The following is a 15,733-nucleotide window of genomic DNA, read 5'->3' as shown; positions in this document are numbered from 1 at the left end:
CATGAACCGCGAAAACCACGCACCAGCCCGCCAGGTGATGGTGCTGTATACCGGTGGAACCATCGGCATGCAGGCCAGCGAAAACGGGCTGGCGCCCGCTTCCGGCTTTGAAGCGCGCATGGCTGAGCAACTGGCTGCACTGCCCGAAATGGTCGTGCCGCAGTGGACGTTCCGCGAAATGTCTCCCCTGATCGACAGCGCCAACATGACGCCCGCCTACTGGCAGCGCTTGCGTGAGGCGGTGGTCGAAGCAATTGAAGCGCAAGGTTGCGATGCCGTGCTGATCCTGCACGGCACCGACACCCTGGCCTACAGCGCAGCGGCCATGAGCTTTCAACTGTTGGGCCTGAATGCCCCTGTGGTGTTCACCGGCTCCATGCTGCCAGCGGGGGTTCCCGACAGCGATGCCTGGGAAAACGTCAACGGCGCCTTGCAGGCATTGGGTCACGGGCTCGCCTCGGGGGTGCATCTGTACTTCCACGGCGAGCTGCTCGAGCCCACTCGTTGCGCGAAGATCCGCAGCTTCGGCCGTAATCCGTTCGCGGCACTTAATCGCGCTCGGGGTGGTGAGGCCGCATCGGCGTTGCCAGCGGCACTGGATTATCGTCAGCCCAGGCAACTGGCGAACGTCGCCGTGCTGCCCCTGTTTCCCGGCATTGGCGCCGCTCAGCTCGACGGTCTGATCGACAGCGGTATTCAGGGTCTTGTGCTGGAATGCTTCGGCAGCGGCACGGGCCCCAGCGATAACGCCGACTTTCTTGCCAGCCTGCAGCGTGCGCACCGGCAAGGCGTCGTCGTCGTGGCGATTACCCAATGCCACGAAGGCGGCGTCGAACTGGATGTGTATGAGGCCGGCAGTCGTCTGCGCGGTGTCGGCGTGCTGTCCGGCGGCGGCATGACCCGCGAAGCCGCATTCGGCAAGCTGCATGCACTGTTGGGGGCTGGACTAAATGGGGATGACGTGCGGCGGTTGGTGGAGCTGGATGTGTGTGGGGAATTGCGCTGAGCGACTAGCGCCGCTCAGATGATGGACTGCAGGCCTTTGTCGGCGATGACATTCAGCAATTTCAACGCAGGTCCTGCAGGACGGCTATCGCCCTGTTCCCATTTGCGTACCGTTGAAGCTGTAGTGTTAAGGTGCAGCGCGAATACAGGCTGGCTGAAATTCAACGCCAGCCTCAAGTTCCGTATATCCCCAGGGCTAAGCTCCCGGACGGGTGCTGGGCATATCGACTCAAACTCGCGCAGGGTGATCTTGCCCACAGCGCCTTCCGCATAAAGCTCGGCGATATCTGCCCGTAGCGCCTCAATGATTTTACTGGTCACAGTGAACCTCCTCTAACGTTCCAGCCCGCAAAGCCAACACCATTGCATCCTCGGGCAGGCCGAGAAAAACTTTGCCCGCATAGCGCAGAGCCTTCTTTTCCTCAGCCGTAATATTTGCTCGGGCGCTTTTCGCAAAACCGATCAGAAGCACGTAGCTGTCTCCCGACTTCGCGGATAGCAGGGTACGATAACCGCTGCTCTTCCCTCCGCCGGACCGGGCGACTCGCTTCTTGTACAAGCTTCCTCCCAAATCCGCGTCGACCAAACCGTCTTCCATCTCTGCAACTGCATCGCAGAGCGCGTTGTCGGAAAGATTTTCGCCAGCTTGCCACTTTGCGAAATCCCTTCGCTTCAACACCATCATCCGATCACCTGATTCTGAGTGTATACCCGTTACGGGTATGATTTATGTCGATAGGGCCATGACTCCGCCCAACGGCTTTAACCATAGCCAACATAGATCAGCAGCACGGGGATAAACGTCACCAGGTGATACAGCTCGCCGACGTCTTACGCCATTTCACATCCGGTAGCGGCTCGCTAATTCAAAACGTCCCACGCTATGTAGCATTTAATGCTGACCTCGCAGAGCCGGGACGCAGGGAATATCTAGATCTACGAATAAGCCACTTCAACCGGCCGCTTATCCATCGCGTCCTGCAGCATCGAATTCAGATTGCCGGAGATGTTTTCGCACAGCGCTTTCATCTGGATCTCGTGCTCGGAGGCTTTGAACGGGCTTTGCAGGTCGGTGCCGATTTTCTCGATTGCCAGCAGCATGAAGCCCACCACGGTGGACGCCAGCGGCGTGAACCATCCCAGCGTGTCTACCAGGCCGATCGGCACAATGATGCAGAACAGCGTGATGAACAGGCGCGGAAACGTCACGTAGGGGTAAGGCAACGGCGTATTGGCGATGCGCTCCATTCCGCCCTGATTATTGGAAATTTCCACCAGCGTCGCTTCGAGGCGCTCCAGACGGATGCTGTCCAGGCGGCCGGCCTTGTATTCCTGCGCGATGATCGCGGCAGACTCATTGAGAATCGCGTTGGGGAAGTTGTTGGTGCGGGTACGGCGCTCGTACTCTTCCCGGGAAATCATCGCGGTCACCTGCTCGGCGCAATCGCTGCCCTTCAAATGGGCCGAGAGGCATTCGACGTAAGCCACGTGACGGCGCAGCAGTGTGGCCTTGACCGGGTTCAGGCCGTCCTCGTCATCAATGAACGTCAGCACCTGCCGGGCGAAACTGCGGGAGTTATTCACCAGCGCGCCCCATAACGTGCGCGCTTCCCACCAGCGGTTGTATGCGCTCGTGTTGCGGAAGCTGGTCAGCACCACCAGCGCAGAACCCAGCAGAGTCAGTGGCATCGATGGCAGGGTGATCTTGCGATCCAGAAACAGCATGAAGTCGGCGGTGACGACAACGTCCCAGATCAGCAGCCAGAACAAGGACCAACCGATGTAGGTAAACGTCCGGATCATTGTCCGGTACTTCTTGACGATAAATTCCTGCAAAAGCCACCCCCGTCGCAATACGTTGAATCAGTCGGCAAAGGCTCGACCCACAGCTTCGAATACCTGCAGGCAAGTTCGTTCGTTACGACCACAGGCTAAATGTAACCAATTACTCTAGGAAAGCTGAATCGGTTCTCCCCCGAGCCGGCTGACAGATTGTTCATGGAACGATAACGCCCTCCCTGTGCTCAACACCTATCTGGATGTTTCAGCTACCCGTCACGAGGAGAACGTTAATGAGCTCGTCTGCCAATACTCCCTCCACCGAACGATCAGGCGCTGCGCGCACGTTCACGCCGCACACCGACCGCGACCAACTGACCATCAATACCATTCGCACCCTGGCCATGGATGCCGTGCAGAAAGCCAATTCCGGCCACCCCGGCACGCCTATGGCGCTGGCACCTGTCGGCTACACGCTGTGGAAAGATTTCCTGCGTTATCACCCGGAACACCCTGACTGGCCAAACCGGGACCGCTTTGTGCTATCGGTCGGCCACGCTTCGATGCTGCTTTATTCGCTGCTGCACCTGGCAGGTGTGATCGAGATCGACGAGCACGGCAAACCATCGGGCAAGCCTGCGGTGAGCCTCGAGGACATCAAGCAGTTTCGTCAGATGGACTCCAAAACTCCGGGCCATCCTGAATACCGCATGACCACCGGCGTAGAGACCACCACTGGCCCGCTGGGCCAAGGCTGCGCCAACAGCGTCGGCATGGCGATGGGCGAGCGCTGGCTGGGCGAGCACTTCAACAAGCCCGGCGCTACGCTGTTCGATTACAGCGTTTACGTGCTGTGCGGCGATGGCGACATGATGGAAGGCGTCACCGCAGAAGCGGCTTCACTTGCCGGACATTTGAAGCTGTCGAACCTGTGCTGGATCTACGACAACAACACCATCAGCATCGAAGGCCATACCGAGCTGGCTTACAGCGACGATGTGCAGAAGCGTTTCGAGGGCTACGGCTGGAAAACCCTGCACGTCAAAGACGCCAACGACGCCAACGCCCTGGCAAAAGCGCTGCAGACCTTTCAGCAAACCAGCGATGCACCGACCTTGATCGTGGTTGACAGCATCATTGGCTTCGGTTCTCCCAATAAGCACAACACGTCTGCCGCCCACGGCGAACCGCTGGGCGATGACGAAATCAAGCTGACGAAAAAAGCCTACGGCTGGGATGAAAACAGCAGCTTCCTGGTGCCGGAAGATGCCCGCCATTGCCTGCGTGATGCATTGCTGGAGCGCGGCGGCAGCGATTACGACGCCTGGCTGGCGACCTTCAACCAGTTTGAAAAGGACCAGCCCGACCTCGCTGATCAGCTCAAGCGCATGCGTGCCGGTGAAATGCCCGAAGGCTGGCAGGACAAGGAGATGCGTTTTGAAGCGGACGCCAAAGGCATCGCCTCGCGCGCTTCCGGTGGCAAGGTGCTGAATGCATTTGCCGAGCAAATCCCTTGGCTGATCGGTGGCTCGGCCGACCTTTCGCCGTCGACCAAAACCAACCTGACGTTTGATGGGGCAGGCAGCTTCGAAGCAGGCAATTACGGCGGTCGAAACCTACACTTCGGTATCCGCGAACATGCCATGGGTTCCATTGCCAACGGTCTGGCTCTGTCATACATCCGCCCGTATACCTCGACCTTTCTGGTGTTCAGCGATTACATGAAGCCACCGATCCGTCTGGCGTCGATCATGGAATTGCCGGTTATCTTCGTATTTACCCATGACTCCATTGGCGTCGGCGAGGACGGCCCGACCCACCAGCCTATCGAGCAACTGACTCAGCTGCGTGCGACACCGGGTGTGCTGACGATTCGTCCGGGCGATGCCAACGAAACGGCCCAAGCCTGGAAAATTGCACTGGCGCAAACCAGCAGGCCGTCGTGCCTGGTGCTGTCGCGTCAGCCGCTGCCAACCCTTGATCGCTCGAAATACGCGAGCGCCGAGGGCTTAACCAAAGGCGCTTATGTGCTGGCCGATGCGGTGGAAGGCAAAGTGGACGTCATCCTGATCGCCACCGGCAGCGAGGTCGGCATGACCGTCGAGGCGTTCGAGAAGCTCAAAGCCGAGGGGGTCGCGGCGCGAGTGGTGTCGATGCCGAGCTGGGAACTGTTCGAGGATCAGGACAAGGCCTATCGCGACGGCGTGCTGCCGCCGGACGTTAAAGCCCGGGTGGTGGTGGAGCAGGCAGGGCCGGTGGGCTGGGATCGGTATGTCGGTCAGACCGGCGCGAAGATCGTGATGAACACCTTCGGTGCGTCGGCTCCCATCGACAAACTGCAGGCCAAATACGGATTCACGGCGGAAAACATCGCCAAGCGGGCGAAAGAGCAAATCGCCGGTTAAATCCTGCTTAAGAGCGCTTGCCCGCAATCGCGGGCAAGCGCCCTCCTTCATTTAGATCACTCGATCAGCATCCGGTCAATACAGCGGGCCGACGCTCACCCGCAAAGAAGAACGGCCGAATCCTCACGCCCACTGCGTTGCCTGCGAAGGCAGCGACCAGCCAAAGCCAGCCGTGCAGGCTGCCTGAGGCGATGCCGCTGAAGTACGCGCCGATGTTGCAGCCGTACGCCAGGCGCGAGCCGTAGCCCAGCAACAGTCCGCCAATCACTGCCGCGATCAACGAGCGTGTCGGGATTTTCAGACTCGGGGCGAATCGTCCTGCAAGACCCGCCGCCACTGCCGCACCCAGCATGATGCCGATGTCCATGACGGTGGTGATGTCCTCCCACACCGGCGCGGCCAACGCCTTGGCGTTTGCCGGCATCTGCCAAAACGGCCAGCTGCCCACATCCACGCCCAAACCACCGGCGACCTTTGCGCCCCACAGCGCGAAAGCCGAGGTGATTCCCCAGGGACGACCTGCCAATGCCAGCGTGGCGTAATTGAGCAGCGCCAACCCTACCGCGCCCCACACCAGCGGCCAGGGGCCACGGAGGAAACGGCGCAAGCCAACGTGCTCACTGGTGACGGCCGCTTCCAGCTCCCCATGCCGACGCTTTTCCAGCGTGACGGTCACAAGGGCGATGACCGCGAACAGGGCCAGGCTCGTGAGCAGCGCGGGCATCACACCGAAGCTTTTGACGATGGAGGTGGCAGGAAACGACGGCAGCGAGAACCACCAATCGACGTGATGGGTGGCGATCAGCGAGCCAATGATGAAGAACAGCAGGGTCACGAGCATCCTCGCATTGCCGCCGCCGACGGTGAACAGCGTGCCAGACGCACAGCCGCCGCCCATTTGCATGCCGATGCCGAAGATGAAGGCGCCGAAGACTACGGACACACCGGCCGGGGCCACGAGGCCGGTGACCGGCGTGCCGAACAGCGTACCGGCACCCAGCGCGGGGAAAAACAGCACCACCGCGACGGCCAGCATCACCATTTGCGCGCGTAAACCGGCACCGCGTCGCTCGTTGATAAATACCCGCCAGGCCGAGGTGAAGCCGAACGCAGCGTGATAGAGCGTCAGGCCCAGCGCGGCGCCAACGATCAGCAATAGCACTTGCCTGCCGCCAACGGCCGATTGCAGGAAAAGAGCGCCGACCACCAACAAGAGGAAGGCGATCAGCGGCGCGCCGAGCTTGCGCTGCAGCGCCGCAGAGAGAGGAAGACTCATGGGCGTATCTCGGAGAAGGATTGCGATGGGCGCGAGTATACGCCGGTGCCTGCGGGATGACGCGCCGACGCCGCCACCGGCTTCAGCACCCTCAAACCCGCCAGACGCTTCGCAACCGCGCCAGCGCCGAGGCGATGTCGGCCTCGGGCACCGCCGCAAATCCCAACACCAGCCCGGCCCGATCATCCATCGGCGTCTCTGACTCCGGCAGCCAGTACTCACTCAACGGCGCGACCTCGACCCCGACACTTTCCGCTTTGGTCACCAGTTCCGTCTCACGCTCTAACGTGTCCACCGCGACCGTGACATGCAGCCCTGCAACCGGCTTGATCATCGGGCTGCAACCCGCAAGTTCATGGGGCCAGTCGGCCAGTAATGCGTCACGTCGACTCAAGGCAGCCCGGCGCATGCGACGGATGTGCCGCTGAAAGTGACCCGCCGCGATGAACTCGGCCATGACCATTTGCGTGCCGATCTCGGAATGACGCATGTCCACGGCCCGTCGCCGACTGAACGGCTCTACCAGGTTGCGCGGCAACACCAGATAACCCAGACGCAGGGCCGGAAACGCGACCTTGCCGAAGGTCCCGACATACAGCACGCGACCGCTACGATCCAGCGCTGCCAACGGCGCCAGCGGGGCACCGCTGTAGCGGTACTCGCCGTCGTAGTCGTCTTCGACGATCCAGCCCTGATTGCGCTCGGCCCACGCGAGCAGTTCCAGCCGCCGCGCCAGACTCATGGTCACGCCCATCGGGTATTGATGAGAGGGCGTCACGTACGCCAACTTGCAGCCTGAGTCATCGCGCCCCGGACTGCGCATGCCCTCGACGTCAACCGCCATGCCCTGCAACTGGGCGCCAGCCACTCCGAAGGCATGACCGGCCGCGCGGTACCCCGGATTTTCGATGGCCACCACGTCGCCCGGCTCCAGCAGCAGCTGTGCACAAAGGGTTATCGCCTGCTGCGCGCCATTGGTGATCACAATTTGCTCAGGTGCGCAGCGAAGATCGCGGGACGTCCTCAAGTAAGCCGCGATCAGCTCCCGCAAACGCCATTCGCCGGCCGGATCGCCATAGCCCAGATGTTGCAAGCCCGGCTTACGCCAGAAAGCCGCGTGCAGCTTGCCCCACGTGTCAAAAGGGAACAGATCGAATGCCGGAACCCCTGTTCGAAACGCCTTCGGCAGGCCGCTTTTCGGGGGTCGTAAATGATGCTGTTCCAGCGTGTTCATCGCCTTGCTGTGGATAAGATTGTTTGACAATTCGGCCGCTACTGTCGGCCATTTTGTGGATAAACCTGTTGATAAGCTTGGTGATAACCCTGTGGACAGGTGTGTGGATAGTTTTTTTGCGGCTGACGGTTTCTCCCTCAATTGCGCGACATAGGTGCCGTCCCCAACGCGGGTCTCGGTAAAGCCTTCAGCGTAAAGCTGCTCATAAGCGCGCATCACGCTGTTGCGCGAGATGCCGAGGGACAACGCCAGATCCCGGCTTGCGGGCAACCGCGTGCCCCCGGACAAGCGACCGTCGAGGATACGCTCGCGCAGGGTCTGATAGAGCTGGCGGCTGAGGCCATGGCGGCGGTTCAGCGCGATGCCGGCGAAATCGAAGGTCAGCGCCGGCGTGGGTACGTGCATGGGATTGGCCCTATGAGATTGACCATAAATGGCTCTTACAACGAACCATTAGGCTGCCTAGGATTGGCCCAGCCGCCAAGGAAAATCTCATGTACACGCCCAGCTATTTCAAACTCGAGGACCTCGCCAGCCTGCACCGGCAGATAGAAGCCACGCGCCTGGCGACACTGGTCACTTTTGACGAGACCGGTGTGCAAGCGAGCCATATCCCCTTGTTGCTCGAACCCACTCAGGGTCCACACGGCACGCTGTATGGGCATCTGGCCAAGGCCAATCCGCAGTGGAAAGCCCTGGAGACCGGCGCGCAAGCACTGCTGATTTTCCAGGGCGCAGACGCCTACATCAGCCCTTCTTTTTATGCCGCCAAGGCCGAGCACGGCAAAGTGGTGCCCACCTGGAATTATCTGGCGGTGCATGCCTATGGCCGTGCTGACGTGTTCACTGATCCCGCGCGACTGTTGCGGATAGTCACCGGCCTGACCGACAAGCACGAAGCCAGCCGCGCCGAGCCCTGGGCGGTCAGCGACGCACCCGCCGATTACATCGAGAAGATGCTCAACGGCATCGTCGGCTTCGCGATCCCCGTCGAGCGGCTGGAAGGCAAGCGCAAGCTTAACCAGAACCGCAGCGCCGCAGACATCGCGGGGGTAAGCAAAGGCCTGGCACTCAGCCAGGACCCATCCGATCAGAAAATCGCTCAATTGATGAACCAGGGAGCACCGCGTGTCTGACCTCCACATCCGTCCCGTCACCGCCGAAGACCAAGAAGCCTGGTTGCCGTTATGGCATGCCTATCTGAGCTTCTACAAAACCACACTGGCTGACGCGGTCACACAGAGCACTTGGCAACGGTTTCTGGACAGCAGCGAGCCCACCAACGCCGCCCTCGCCTGGCAGGACGGCAAGGCGGTGGGCATGGTGCATTTCATTTATCACCGATCCAACTGGAGCATCGGCAATGCCTGCTACCTGCAGGATTTGCTGGTGGTGCCGGAACAGCGCGGCACGGGCGTTGGCCGCCAACTGATCGAGTACGTTTACGCGACCGCCAAACGGGACGGCGCCGACAAAGTCCATTGGCTCACCCACGAGACCAACGCAACCGCCATTCAGCTCTACGAGCGCCTCGCGGAGCGCCCGGGCTATATTCAATTTCGCAAACCGTTGTAAGACCAGGAAATCTCGATATGTCGGATCTCACTCAGTGGCAACCGGCCAGACTGCCGAACACGCGCACGCTGCAAGGACGCTTCATCCGTCTCGAAAAACTCAACGCCGCCCAGCATGGCGATGGCCTGTGGGAGGCACTGGAAGGCCCGGCCGCTGACCGAAAATTGTGGGATTACCTGTTTGTGGGCCCGTTTCCAGAGCGCGGAGCATTCGATGACTATCTCGCAGGCCTGGAAGGCTCAACCGATCCGTGGTTCTACACCGTCATTGATCAACAGACCGGCGCCATCGACGGCTTTCTGAGCTTGATGTCCATCTTCCCGAGCGCGGGCCGCATCGAAATTGGCCATGTGACCTTCGGCGCCTCGATGCAACGCACGCCAAAGGCAACAGAGGCGGTTTATCTCCTGGCGAAGGAATCTTTCTCGCTGGGCAATCGCCGCCTGGAATGGAAATGCAACGCCAACAATTCCCGCTCCAAGCGCGCGGCCGAACGCTTCGGGTTCAGCTTCGAAGGCACATTCCGCCAACACGCGGTGTTCAAGGGGCAGAATCGGGACACCGCCTGGTACTCGATCATCGACAGCGAGTGGCCGGCAATACAGGAGGCGTTCGAAGCATGGCTGGCTGTGGATAACTTTAAGGATGGCCAGCAAATCAGGACGCTGGAGCAACTGCGCGGCAAGTGAGCGCGTTGAAACGAAACAGCCTAAAGCGCCCAGCTTCAGGCAAAAAAAAAGAGGAGCCACGAGAGCTCCCCCAGAGGTAATCGTTCAGCCTGCCGCGTCTGTGCGCGGCAGGCCGTCAATCTTGCAGCGGCTGTGTCAGCCCTCGATTTCGATCAAAATCTCGCCCGGGTTGACGCGATCGCCTTTCGCGACATGGATGGCTGCGACCTTGCCGGCCACTGCCGCCTGAACTTCGCTCTCCATCTTCATCGCTTCGGTGATCAGCACCGCCTGACCGGCGCGAACGTCATCGCCCTCCTTCACCAGCACATCGACGATATTGCCCGGCATGGAAGTGCTGACATGGCCCGGCTTGCTGGCTTGCGCACGCTTGCCGATGCCGCTGCCAACGAACTCATTGAGCGGCTCGAACACCACTTCTTCCGGCATGCCGTCGATGGACAGATAGAAGTGGCGCTTACCCTCGGCCTTGACGCCCACGCCAGTGATATCGACGCGGTAGCTTTCGCCGTGAACATCGATCACGAATTCGGTCGGAACGCCCTCGCCGCCTGCTTTAGCGACTGCGCCCGGCTCTGGAATCGGCAGCAAAGGCTCTGGCGCCAGCGTGCCCGCCGCACGTTCTTCGAGAAACTTGCGGCCGATGTCCGGGAACATGGCATAGGTCAGCACGTCCTCTTCGGTGGTGGCCAACGCGCCGATTTCGCCGCGCAGCTTGGTCATTTCAGGCTTCAGCAGGTCGGCCGGACGCACATCGATCAGCTCTTCACTGCCGATGGCTTGACGGCGCAGGGTCTCGTCCACTTGCCCTGGCGCCTTGCCGTAGCCGCCAGTCAGGTAAAGCTTCACTTCGTTGGTGATGGTTTTGTAGCGCTCGCCGGCCAGCACGTTGAAAAAAGCCTGGGTGCCGACGATCTGTGAAGTGGGGGTCACCAACGGCGGATAGCCCAAGTCTTTGCGCACCCGCGGAATCTCGGCCAGCACTTCGCCCATGCGGTTCAACGCGCCCTGCTCTTTGAGCTGGTTGGCGAGGTTGGAGATCATGCCGCCCGGGACCTGGTTGACCTGCACACGGGTATCGACCGCCGTGAATTCGCTCTCAAACTGGTGATACTTCTTACGCACCGCGTAGAAATACAGGCCGATTTCCTGCAGCAGCTCCAGGTCCAGGCCGGTGTCGAATTCGCTGCCTTTCAAGGCCGCGACCATCGATTCGGTACCCGGGTGGCTGGTGCCCCAGGCGAAGCTGGAGATCGCGGTGTCGATATGGTCGGCACCGTTTTCGATGGCCTTGAGCTGGCACATCGCGGCCAGGCCCGCGGTGTCGTGGGAGTGAATGAACACCGGCAGCGATTGCTCGGCCTTCAGCGCCTTGACCAGCTCGCCCGTGGCATAGGGAGTCAGCAGACCGGCCATGTCCTTGATCGCGACGGAATCACAGCCCATCGCTTCCATTTCTTTAGCTTGCGCCACAAAAGCGCCAATGGTGTGCACCGGGCTGGTGGTGTACGCAATGGTGCCTTGAGCATGCTTCCCGGCAGCCTTCACCGCTTCGACCGCGACGCGCAGATTACGCACGTCGTTCATGGCATCAAAGATCCGGAACACGTCGATACCGTTGTCCGCTGCCTTGGCGACGAATGCCTTGACCACGTCATCGCTGTAGTGTCGATAGCCCAGCAGGTTCTGACCGCGAAGCAGCATTTGCAGACGGGTATTGGGCAGCGCCGCGCGCAGTTGGCGAAGGCGCTCCCACGGGTCTTCCTTCAGAAAGCGCACGCAGGCGTCGAAGGTCGCACCGCCCCACACTTCCAGCGACCAGTAGCCGACTTTATCGAGCCTGTCGCAGATCGGCAGCATGTCCTCGGTGCGCATGCGGGTCGCCAGCAGGGACTGGTGGGCGTCGCGCAAAATGGTGTCGGTGACATGGATCTTCTTGGTCATTTTTATCTCCTCAGAGCTGCAAGCGCCAAGCTGCAAGCCTCAAGCAAAAGCCGATCGCGCTCTTTCTTGCAGCTTGCCGCTTGTGGCTTGCAGCTAACGTGTTCATAAGCCCGCATGGGCAGCGATGGCGGCGGCGATGGCCAGGGCCAGCTCTTCGGGTTTGCGCTTGATCGAGTAATGGGTCAGCTCGGGGTGGCTCTCAACGAAGCTGGTATTGAACTGGCCGCTGCGGAATTCCGGGTTGCGCAGGATTTCCTGGTAATACGCGGCCGTGGTCTTTACCCCCTGCAGACGCATGTCATCCAGCGCACGCAGGCCGCGGTCCATTGCTTCTTCCCAGGTCAGCGCCCAGACGATCAGCTTCAGGCACATGGAGTCGTAATACGGCGGAATGGTGTAGCCGGTGTAGATCGCCGTGTCGGTGCGCACGCCGGGGCCGCCGGGCGCGTAATAACGGGTGATCTTGCCGAAGCTCGGCAGAAAGTTGTTCTTCGGGTCTTCCGCGTTGATGCGGAACTGCAACGCGAAACCGCGATGGATGATGTCTTCCTGCTTGACCGACAGTGGCAGCCCCGACGCAATGCGGATCTGCTCGCGCACGATGTCGATCCCGGTGATTTCCTCGGTAATCGTGTGCTCGACCTGTACGCGGGTGTTCATTTCCATGAAGTACACCTCGCCCTCGGCCAGCAAGAACTCCACGGTGCCGGCGTTCTCGTAGCCCACGGCCTTGGCGGCCCGCACGGACAGGTCGCCGATGTAGGCGCGCTGCTCCGGCGTCAGTTGCGGGCTTGGGGCGATTTCGATGAGCTTCTGGTTGCGGCGCTGGATCGAGCAATCACGCTCGAACAGGTGAACGACGTTGCCAAAGCTGTCGCCGAGTATCTGCGCTTCGATGTGCTTGGGATTGACGATGCACTTTTCGAGAAAAACTTCAGCCTTGCCGAACGCCTTGGTGGCCTCGGAAATGACCCGGGGGAACGCCTGCTCCAGTTCATCCCGGCTGTTGCAGCGACGAATGCCGCGACCGCCGCCGCCGGAAGTGGCCTTGAGCATGACCGGGTAACCGATGCGATCGCCTTCAACCAGCGCCTCGGCGATGTCGGCCACATTGCCCTCCGTGCCGGGCGTTACTGGTACGCCGGCCTTGATCATGCTGCGGCGGGCCTCGGTTTTGTCGCCCATGCGGCGGATCACTTCAGCGGACGGGCCGATGAACTTGATACCCCGTTCGGCACAGATATCCGCCAGCTCTGCGTTTTCCGACAGAAACCCGTAACCGGGATGCAGTGCGTCGCAGCCGGTTTCAACGGCGAGATTCACCAGCTTGCGCGGGTTCAGATAGCCTTCGAGGGGCTCCGAGCCGATGCCGTAGGCTTCGTCGGCACGCTTGACGTGCAGCGCGTGACGGTCCGCATCGGAATAGATCGCCACCGAGCGGATGCCCATTTCGGCGCAGGCGCGCACGATTCGGACAGCAATTTCCCCACGGTTGGCGATCAGGATTTTTCTTATCACTGGTATCTCCTCGACCGATTAGCAGACGGACCAGATGACTGGCCAATACCGCGCGACATTCCGTAACTGCATGTTGCTCGCAGGTGAAGCCACCCTATGACGAATCAGCAATTAACAAAAATGAGTAAATATTGGGTGAACCATAAGTAAAACCTTATAGTTGCCAGTATCAGTTAGCCGATTAAGGGCAGAAGGATGCGTAAGTCACTGATGCGCATGACATTGCGTCAATTGCGCATCTTCAACGAGGTCTGCGATTTGCGTTCTTACAGTCGAGCGGCTGAGGAAATGTCACTGACCCAGCCGGCGGTGAGCCTGCAGATTCGTCAACTGGAAGAGTTGGTCGGCCAGCCGCTGTTCGAATACGTGGGTAAAAAGCTCTATCTCACGGAGGCCGCGGAGGCGCTGCAGCTCGCCAGTCGCGACATTTTCGGTCGGCTGGAGAACCTCGACATGCAGCTGTCCGACATGCAGGGCTCGCTGCAGGGGCAGCTCAAACTGGCGATCGAATCCAGTGCCAAGTATTTCGTCCCCCACCTGTTCGCAGCCTTCAAGCGCAAGTATCCGGAGGTGATGCTCAACCTCACGGTCGTCAATCGGGCGCAGGTGATTCGGCGACTCTCGGATAACCGCGATGATCTGGTGGTGATGTCGATGGTCCCCCAGGACATGGGGCTGGAGTTCTTGCCCTTTCTGAATAACCCGATTGTGGCCGTCGCGCCGCCGGATCATCCGTTGACCTTGCTCGCCAATCCGACGCTGAAGGACCTGGAGGCGGCAACGCTGGTGGTCCGCGAACAGGGCTCGGGGACGCGCAAGGCCTGCGAGGAGTATTTCAAGGAGAAACGCGTTCACTTCGAGCACACGCTGGAGGTGTCCTCGGCGGAAGCGCAGCGTGAATGCGTGGTGGCGGGGCTCGGCGTCGCACTGCTGACGCGCCATGCACTGAGCCTGGAACTTGCCACTGGCACGCTGATTGAGCTGCCAGTGGCCGAATTGCCGCTGTACCGAAGCTGGTGCGTCGTACAGGCACGGGACAAACGTCTGTCGCCGGTGGCTCACGCGTTCCTGTCATTCATTCGGACAGAGCGTACGCAGATCAGCGAGCTGGTCGCGCGCTTTGATGGACACCTTCCGAAGCGCTAGCGCTCTGCCAGAAATGGGCGCTGGCGCTGTCCAGGTAGCTCGAGAGTTCCTGGTTCAGGCGACGCTCTTCGGAATGGCTTTCGATCGCACGCCGGAACGCCATGCGGCGCTGGTCTTCCTGCTGACGGCGGGTCTTGGTGCTGGAGGTGCTGTGCTGCTGCGAGTCATCGTAGTGCCGAGGCATATCCTGTCTCCCATTCGTGTGCGGGAGTACAGAGTGGCGGGATGCGGTGACGATCAGACGTCGGAAGCGTTACAGCTTGGTGAAGGTTTCAGCATTGCGCCGGTTCAGCTCAATCTTCGGACGATTTGATCGACTTCGGCGACAACCGCAGGCTGCGCAAGCTGCGCTTCACGCTCTTCAAGTGATTGACCAGGCTCGGACCGCGCGCCATCGCGACGCCCATCGCCAGGACATCGATGACCACCAAGTGCGCGATACGTGAGGTCAACGGCGTGTAGATTTCGGTGTCTTCGTGCACGTCAATGGCGAGATTGACCGTGGACAGCTCCGCCAATGGCGTCTGACTCGGGCACAGGGTGATCAGGTTGGCGCCGCTTTCGCGCACCAGGTTGGCCGTGATCAGCAGATCCTTGGAGCGACCGGACTGCGAGATACACACCGCGACGTCAGTGGGCTTGAGCGTCACAGCCGACATCGCCTGCATGTGCGGATCGGAGTAGGACGCTGCCGTCAGTAACAGACGGAAGAATTTGTGCTGGGCGTCAGCCGCGACCGCACCCGAGGCGCCGAAACCGTAGAACTCGACCCGATGCGCGGCCGCCATGACCGTCACCGCTGCCTGCAAGGCATGGGGGTCGAGCTTTTCGCGCACTTCTATCAGCGTGTGCAGCGTGGTGTCGAAAATCTTAAGGCTGTAATCGGCGACGGAATCGTCTTCGTGGATAGCGAACTGCCCAAAGCTCGCGCCGGCGGCGAGGCTTTGCGCCAGCTTGAGTTTCAGATCCTGAAACCCGGTGCAGCCAATGGCGCGGCAGAAACGCACGATGGTTGGCTCACTGATCCCGACCGCATGCGCCAGGTCGGCCATGGAGCTGTGCATCACGGCCGCCGGATCGAGCAGCACGTGATCGGCTACTTTCAGCTCCGACTTGCGCAAGAGATGGCGTGACTGGGCGATGTGCTGCAACAGATTCAAAG

At 60.6% G+C, this 15,733-nt stretch carries 16 protein-coding genes; 7 read left to right on the top strand and 9 right to left on the bottom strand.

The window, feature by feature from the left end; translation table 11 throughout:
* The first annotated feature begins 1 nt into the window (after nt 1).
* A complete protein-coding gene (locus tag QWI18_RS03460) occupies nt 2-1,006 on the top strand; it encodes an asparaginase (RefSeq protein WP_065988172.1) in 1,005 nt (334 codons plus the stop codon).
* 14 nt (nt 1,007-1,020) lie between these two features.
* Here QWI18_RS03460 and QWI18_RS03455 read toward each other — a convergent pair whose 3' ends face one another.
* The 3 genes from QWI18_RS03455 to QWI18_RS03445 all read right to left on the bottom strand — a co-directional run bounded on the left by QWI18_RS03455 (nt 1,021) and on the right by QWI18_RS03445 (nt 2,841).
* A complete protein-coding gene (locus tag QWI18_RS03455) occupies nt 1,021-1,326 on the bottom strand; it encodes a helix-turn-helix domain-containing protein (protein ID WP_192130633.1) in 306 nt (101 codons plus the stop codon).
* Complete coding sequence (locus QWI18_RS03450; protein ID WP_369318220.1) at nt 1,316-1,690, bottom strand: type II toxin-antitoxin system RelE/ParE family toxin; 375 nt, start codon at nt 1,688-1,690, stop codon at nt 1,316-1,318. The genes QWI18_RS03455 and QWI18_RS03450 overlap by 11 nt, the downstream gene beginning before the upstream one ends.
* 251 nt (nt 1,691-1,941) lie before the next feature.
* On the bottom strand, nt 1,942-2,841 hold the full coding sequence (locus QWI18_RS03445) for a bestrophin family protein (protein ID WP_065988168.1): 900 nt from the start codon (nt 2,839-2,841) through the stop codon (nt 1,942-1,944).
* A gap of 236 nt (nt 2,842-3,077) precedes the next feature.
* On the opposite strand from QWI18_RS03445, the gene tkt reads away from it, so the two are divergent.
* Complete coding sequence (gene tkt, locus QWI18_RS03440; RefSeq protein WP_192130631.1) at nt 3,078-5,189, top strand: transketolase; 2,112 nt, start codon at nt 3,078-3,080, stop codon at nt 5,187-5,189.
* Between the two features lie 64 nt (nt 5,190-5,253).
* Here the strand turns inward: tkt and QWI18_RS03435 are convergent, their stop codons facing one another.
* Both QWI18_RS03435 and QWI18_RS03430 read right to left on the bottom strand, forming a co-directional pair.
* Nucleotides 5,254-6,465 (bottom strand): YeeE/YedE family protein, encoded by a 1,212-nt coding sequence (locus QWI18_RS03435; RefSeq protein WP_369318219.1) that lies wholly within the window; start codon nt 6,463-6,465, stop codon nt 5,254-5,256.
* Nucleotides 6,466-6,556: 91 nt separating this feature from the next.
* Nucleotides 6,557-8,104 carry a PLP-dependent aminotransferase family protein gene (locus tag QWI18_RS03430; RefSeq protein ID WP_369318218.1) on the bottom strand — a complete coding sequence of 516 codons (1,548 nt, stop codon included), beginning with the start codon at nt 8,102-8,104 and terminating at the stop codon, nt 6,557-6,559.
* A gap of 89 nt (nt 8,105-8,193) precedes the next feature.
* On the opposite strand from QWI18_RS03430, the gene QWI18_RS03425 reads away from it, so the two are divergent.
* From QWI18_RS03425 to QWI18_RS03415, 3 genes are read left to right on the top strand one after another with little or no spacing between them, the layout of a single operon-like run.
* Nucleotides 8,194-8,835 carry an FMN-binding negative transcriptional regulator gene (locus QWI18_RS03425; RefSeq protein ID WP_192130628.1) on the top strand — a complete coding sequence of 214 codons (642 nt, stop codon included), beginning with the start codon at nt 8,194-8,196 and terminating at the stop codon, nt 8,833-8,835.
* On the top strand, nt 8,828-9,274 hold the full coding sequence (locus tag QWI18_RS03420) for a GNAT family N-acetyltransferase (RefSeq protein ID WP_192130627.1): 447 nt from the start codon (nt 8,828-8,830) through the stop codon (nt 9,272-9,274). The genes QWI18_RS03425 and QWI18_RS03420 overlap by 8 nt, the downstream gene beginning before the upstream one ends.
* 17 nt (nt 9,275-9,291) lie before the next feature.
* Nucleotides 9,292-9,963, top strand: coding sequence for a GNAT family N-acetyltransferase (locus tag QWI18_RS03415; RefSeq protein ID WP_369318217.1), 672 nt, complete (start codon nt 9,292-9,294; stop codon nt 9,961-9,963).
* A 135-nt stretch (nt 9,964-10,098) separates the two neighbouring features.
* Here QWI18_RS03415 and oadA read toward each other — a convergent pair whose 3' ends face one another.
* Complete coding sequence (gene oadA, locus QWI18_RS03410; protein ID WP_369318216.1) at nt 10,099-11,907, bottom strand: sodium-extruding oxaloacetate decarboxylase subunit alpha; 1,809 nt, start codon at nt 11,905-11,907, stop codon at nt 10,099-10,101.
* Nucleotides 11,908-12,009: 102 nt separating this feature from the next.
* Nucleotides 12,010-13,425, bottom strand: coding sequence for an acetyl-CoA carboxylase biotin carboxylase subunit (locus tag QWI18_RS03405; RefSeq protein ID WP_369318215.1), 1,416 nt, complete (start codon nt 13,423-13,425; stop codon nt 12,010-12,012).
* 195 nt (nt 13,426-13,620) lie between these two features.
* On the opposite strand from QWI18_RS03405, the gene QWI18_RS03400 reads away from it, so the two are divergent.
* Complete coding sequence (locus tag QWI18_RS03400; protein WP_065988153.1) at nt 13,621-14,571, top strand: LysR family transcriptional regulator; 951 nt, start codon at nt 13,621-13,623, stop codon at nt 14,569-14,571.
* Here QWI18_RS03400 and QWI18_RS03395 read toward each other — a convergent pair.
* A complete protein-coding gene (locus QWI18_RS03395) occupies nt 14,525-14,755 on the bottom strand; it encodes a PA3496 family putative envelope integrity protein (protein ID WP_192130622.1) in 231 nt (76 codons plus the stop codon). The two genes, QWI18_RS03400 and QWI18_RS03395, sit on opposite strands and share 47 nt — an antisense overlap.
* Between QWI18_RS03395 and QWI18_RS03390 the strand changes: the two genes are divergently transcribed.
* Nucleotides 14,645-14,884 (top strand): hypothetical protein, encoded by a 240-nt coding sequence (locus QWI18_RS03390; protein ID WP_296305884.1) that lies wholly within the window; start codon nt 14,645-14,647, stop codon nt 14,882-14,884. The genes QWI18_RS03395 and QWI18_RS03390 overlap by 111 nt on opposite strands.
* Here QWI18_RS03390 and hexR read toward each other — a convergent pair.
* Nucleotides 14,865-15,731, bottom strand: a complete 867-nt coding sequence (gene hexR / locus QWI18_RS03385; protein ID WP_065988147.1) for a transcriptional regulator HexR — start codon at nt 15,729-15,731, stop codon at nt 14,865-14,867. The genes QWI18_RS03390 and hexR overlap by 20 nt on opposite strands.
* Nucleotides 15,732-15,733 lie beyond the last annotated feature (2 nt).

Source organism: Pseudomonas sp. W2Oct36, assembly GCF_041060465.1.
Lineage (GTDB): Bacteria > Pseudomonadota > Gammaproteobacteria > Pseudomonadales > Pseudomonadaceae > Aquipseudomonas > Aquipseudomonas graminis_B.
Note: the sequence above shows the minus strand (reverse complement) of the source record. Positions and strands in the feature narration are given on the sequence as shown.

Coding starts and splice junctions, on each gene's coding strand:
- QWI18_RS03460 (WP_065988172.1), top strand. CDS start 2: ATGAACCGCGAAAACCACGCACCAGCCCGCCAGGTGATGGTGCTGTAT.
- QWI18_RS03390 (WP_296305884.1), top strand. CDS start 14,645: ATGGCTTTCGATCGCACGCCGGAACGCCATGCGGCGCTGGTCTTCCTG.
- oadA (WP_369318216.1), bottom strand. CDS start 11,907: ATGACCAAGAAGATCCATGTCACCGACACCATTTTGCGCGACGCCCAC.
- QWI18_RS03430 (WP_369318218.1), bottom strand. CDS start 8,104: ATGCACGTACCCACGCCGGCGCTGACCTTCGATTTCGCCGGCATCGCG.
- QWI18_RS03400 (WP_065988153.1), top strand. CDS start 13,621: ATGCGTAAGTCACTGATGCGCATGACATTGCGTCAATTGCGCATCTTC.
- QWI18_RS03415 (WP_369318217.1), top strand. CDS start 9,292: ATGTCGGATCTCACTCAGTGGCAACCGGCCAGACTGCCGAACACGCGC.
- QWI18_RS03450 (WP_369318220.1), bottom strand. CDS start 1,690: ATGATGGTGTTGAAGCGAAGGGATTTCGCAAAGTGGCAAGCTGGCGAA.
- QWI18_RS03435 (WP_369318219.1), bottom strand. CDS start 6,465: ATGAGTCTTCCTCTCTCTGCGGCGCTGCAGCGCAAGCTCGGCGCGCCG.
- QWI18_RS03425 (WP_192130628.1), top strand. CDS start 8,194: ATGTACACGCCCAGCTATTTCAAACTCGAGGACCTCGCCAGCCTGCAC.
- tkt (WP_192130631.1), top strand. CDS start 3,078: ATGAGCTCGTCTGCCAATACTCCCTCCACCGAACGATCAGGCGCTGCG.
- QWI18_RS03395 (WP_192130622.1), bottom strand. CDS start 14,755: ATGCCTCGGCACTACGATGACTCGCAGCAGCACAGCACCTCCAGCACC.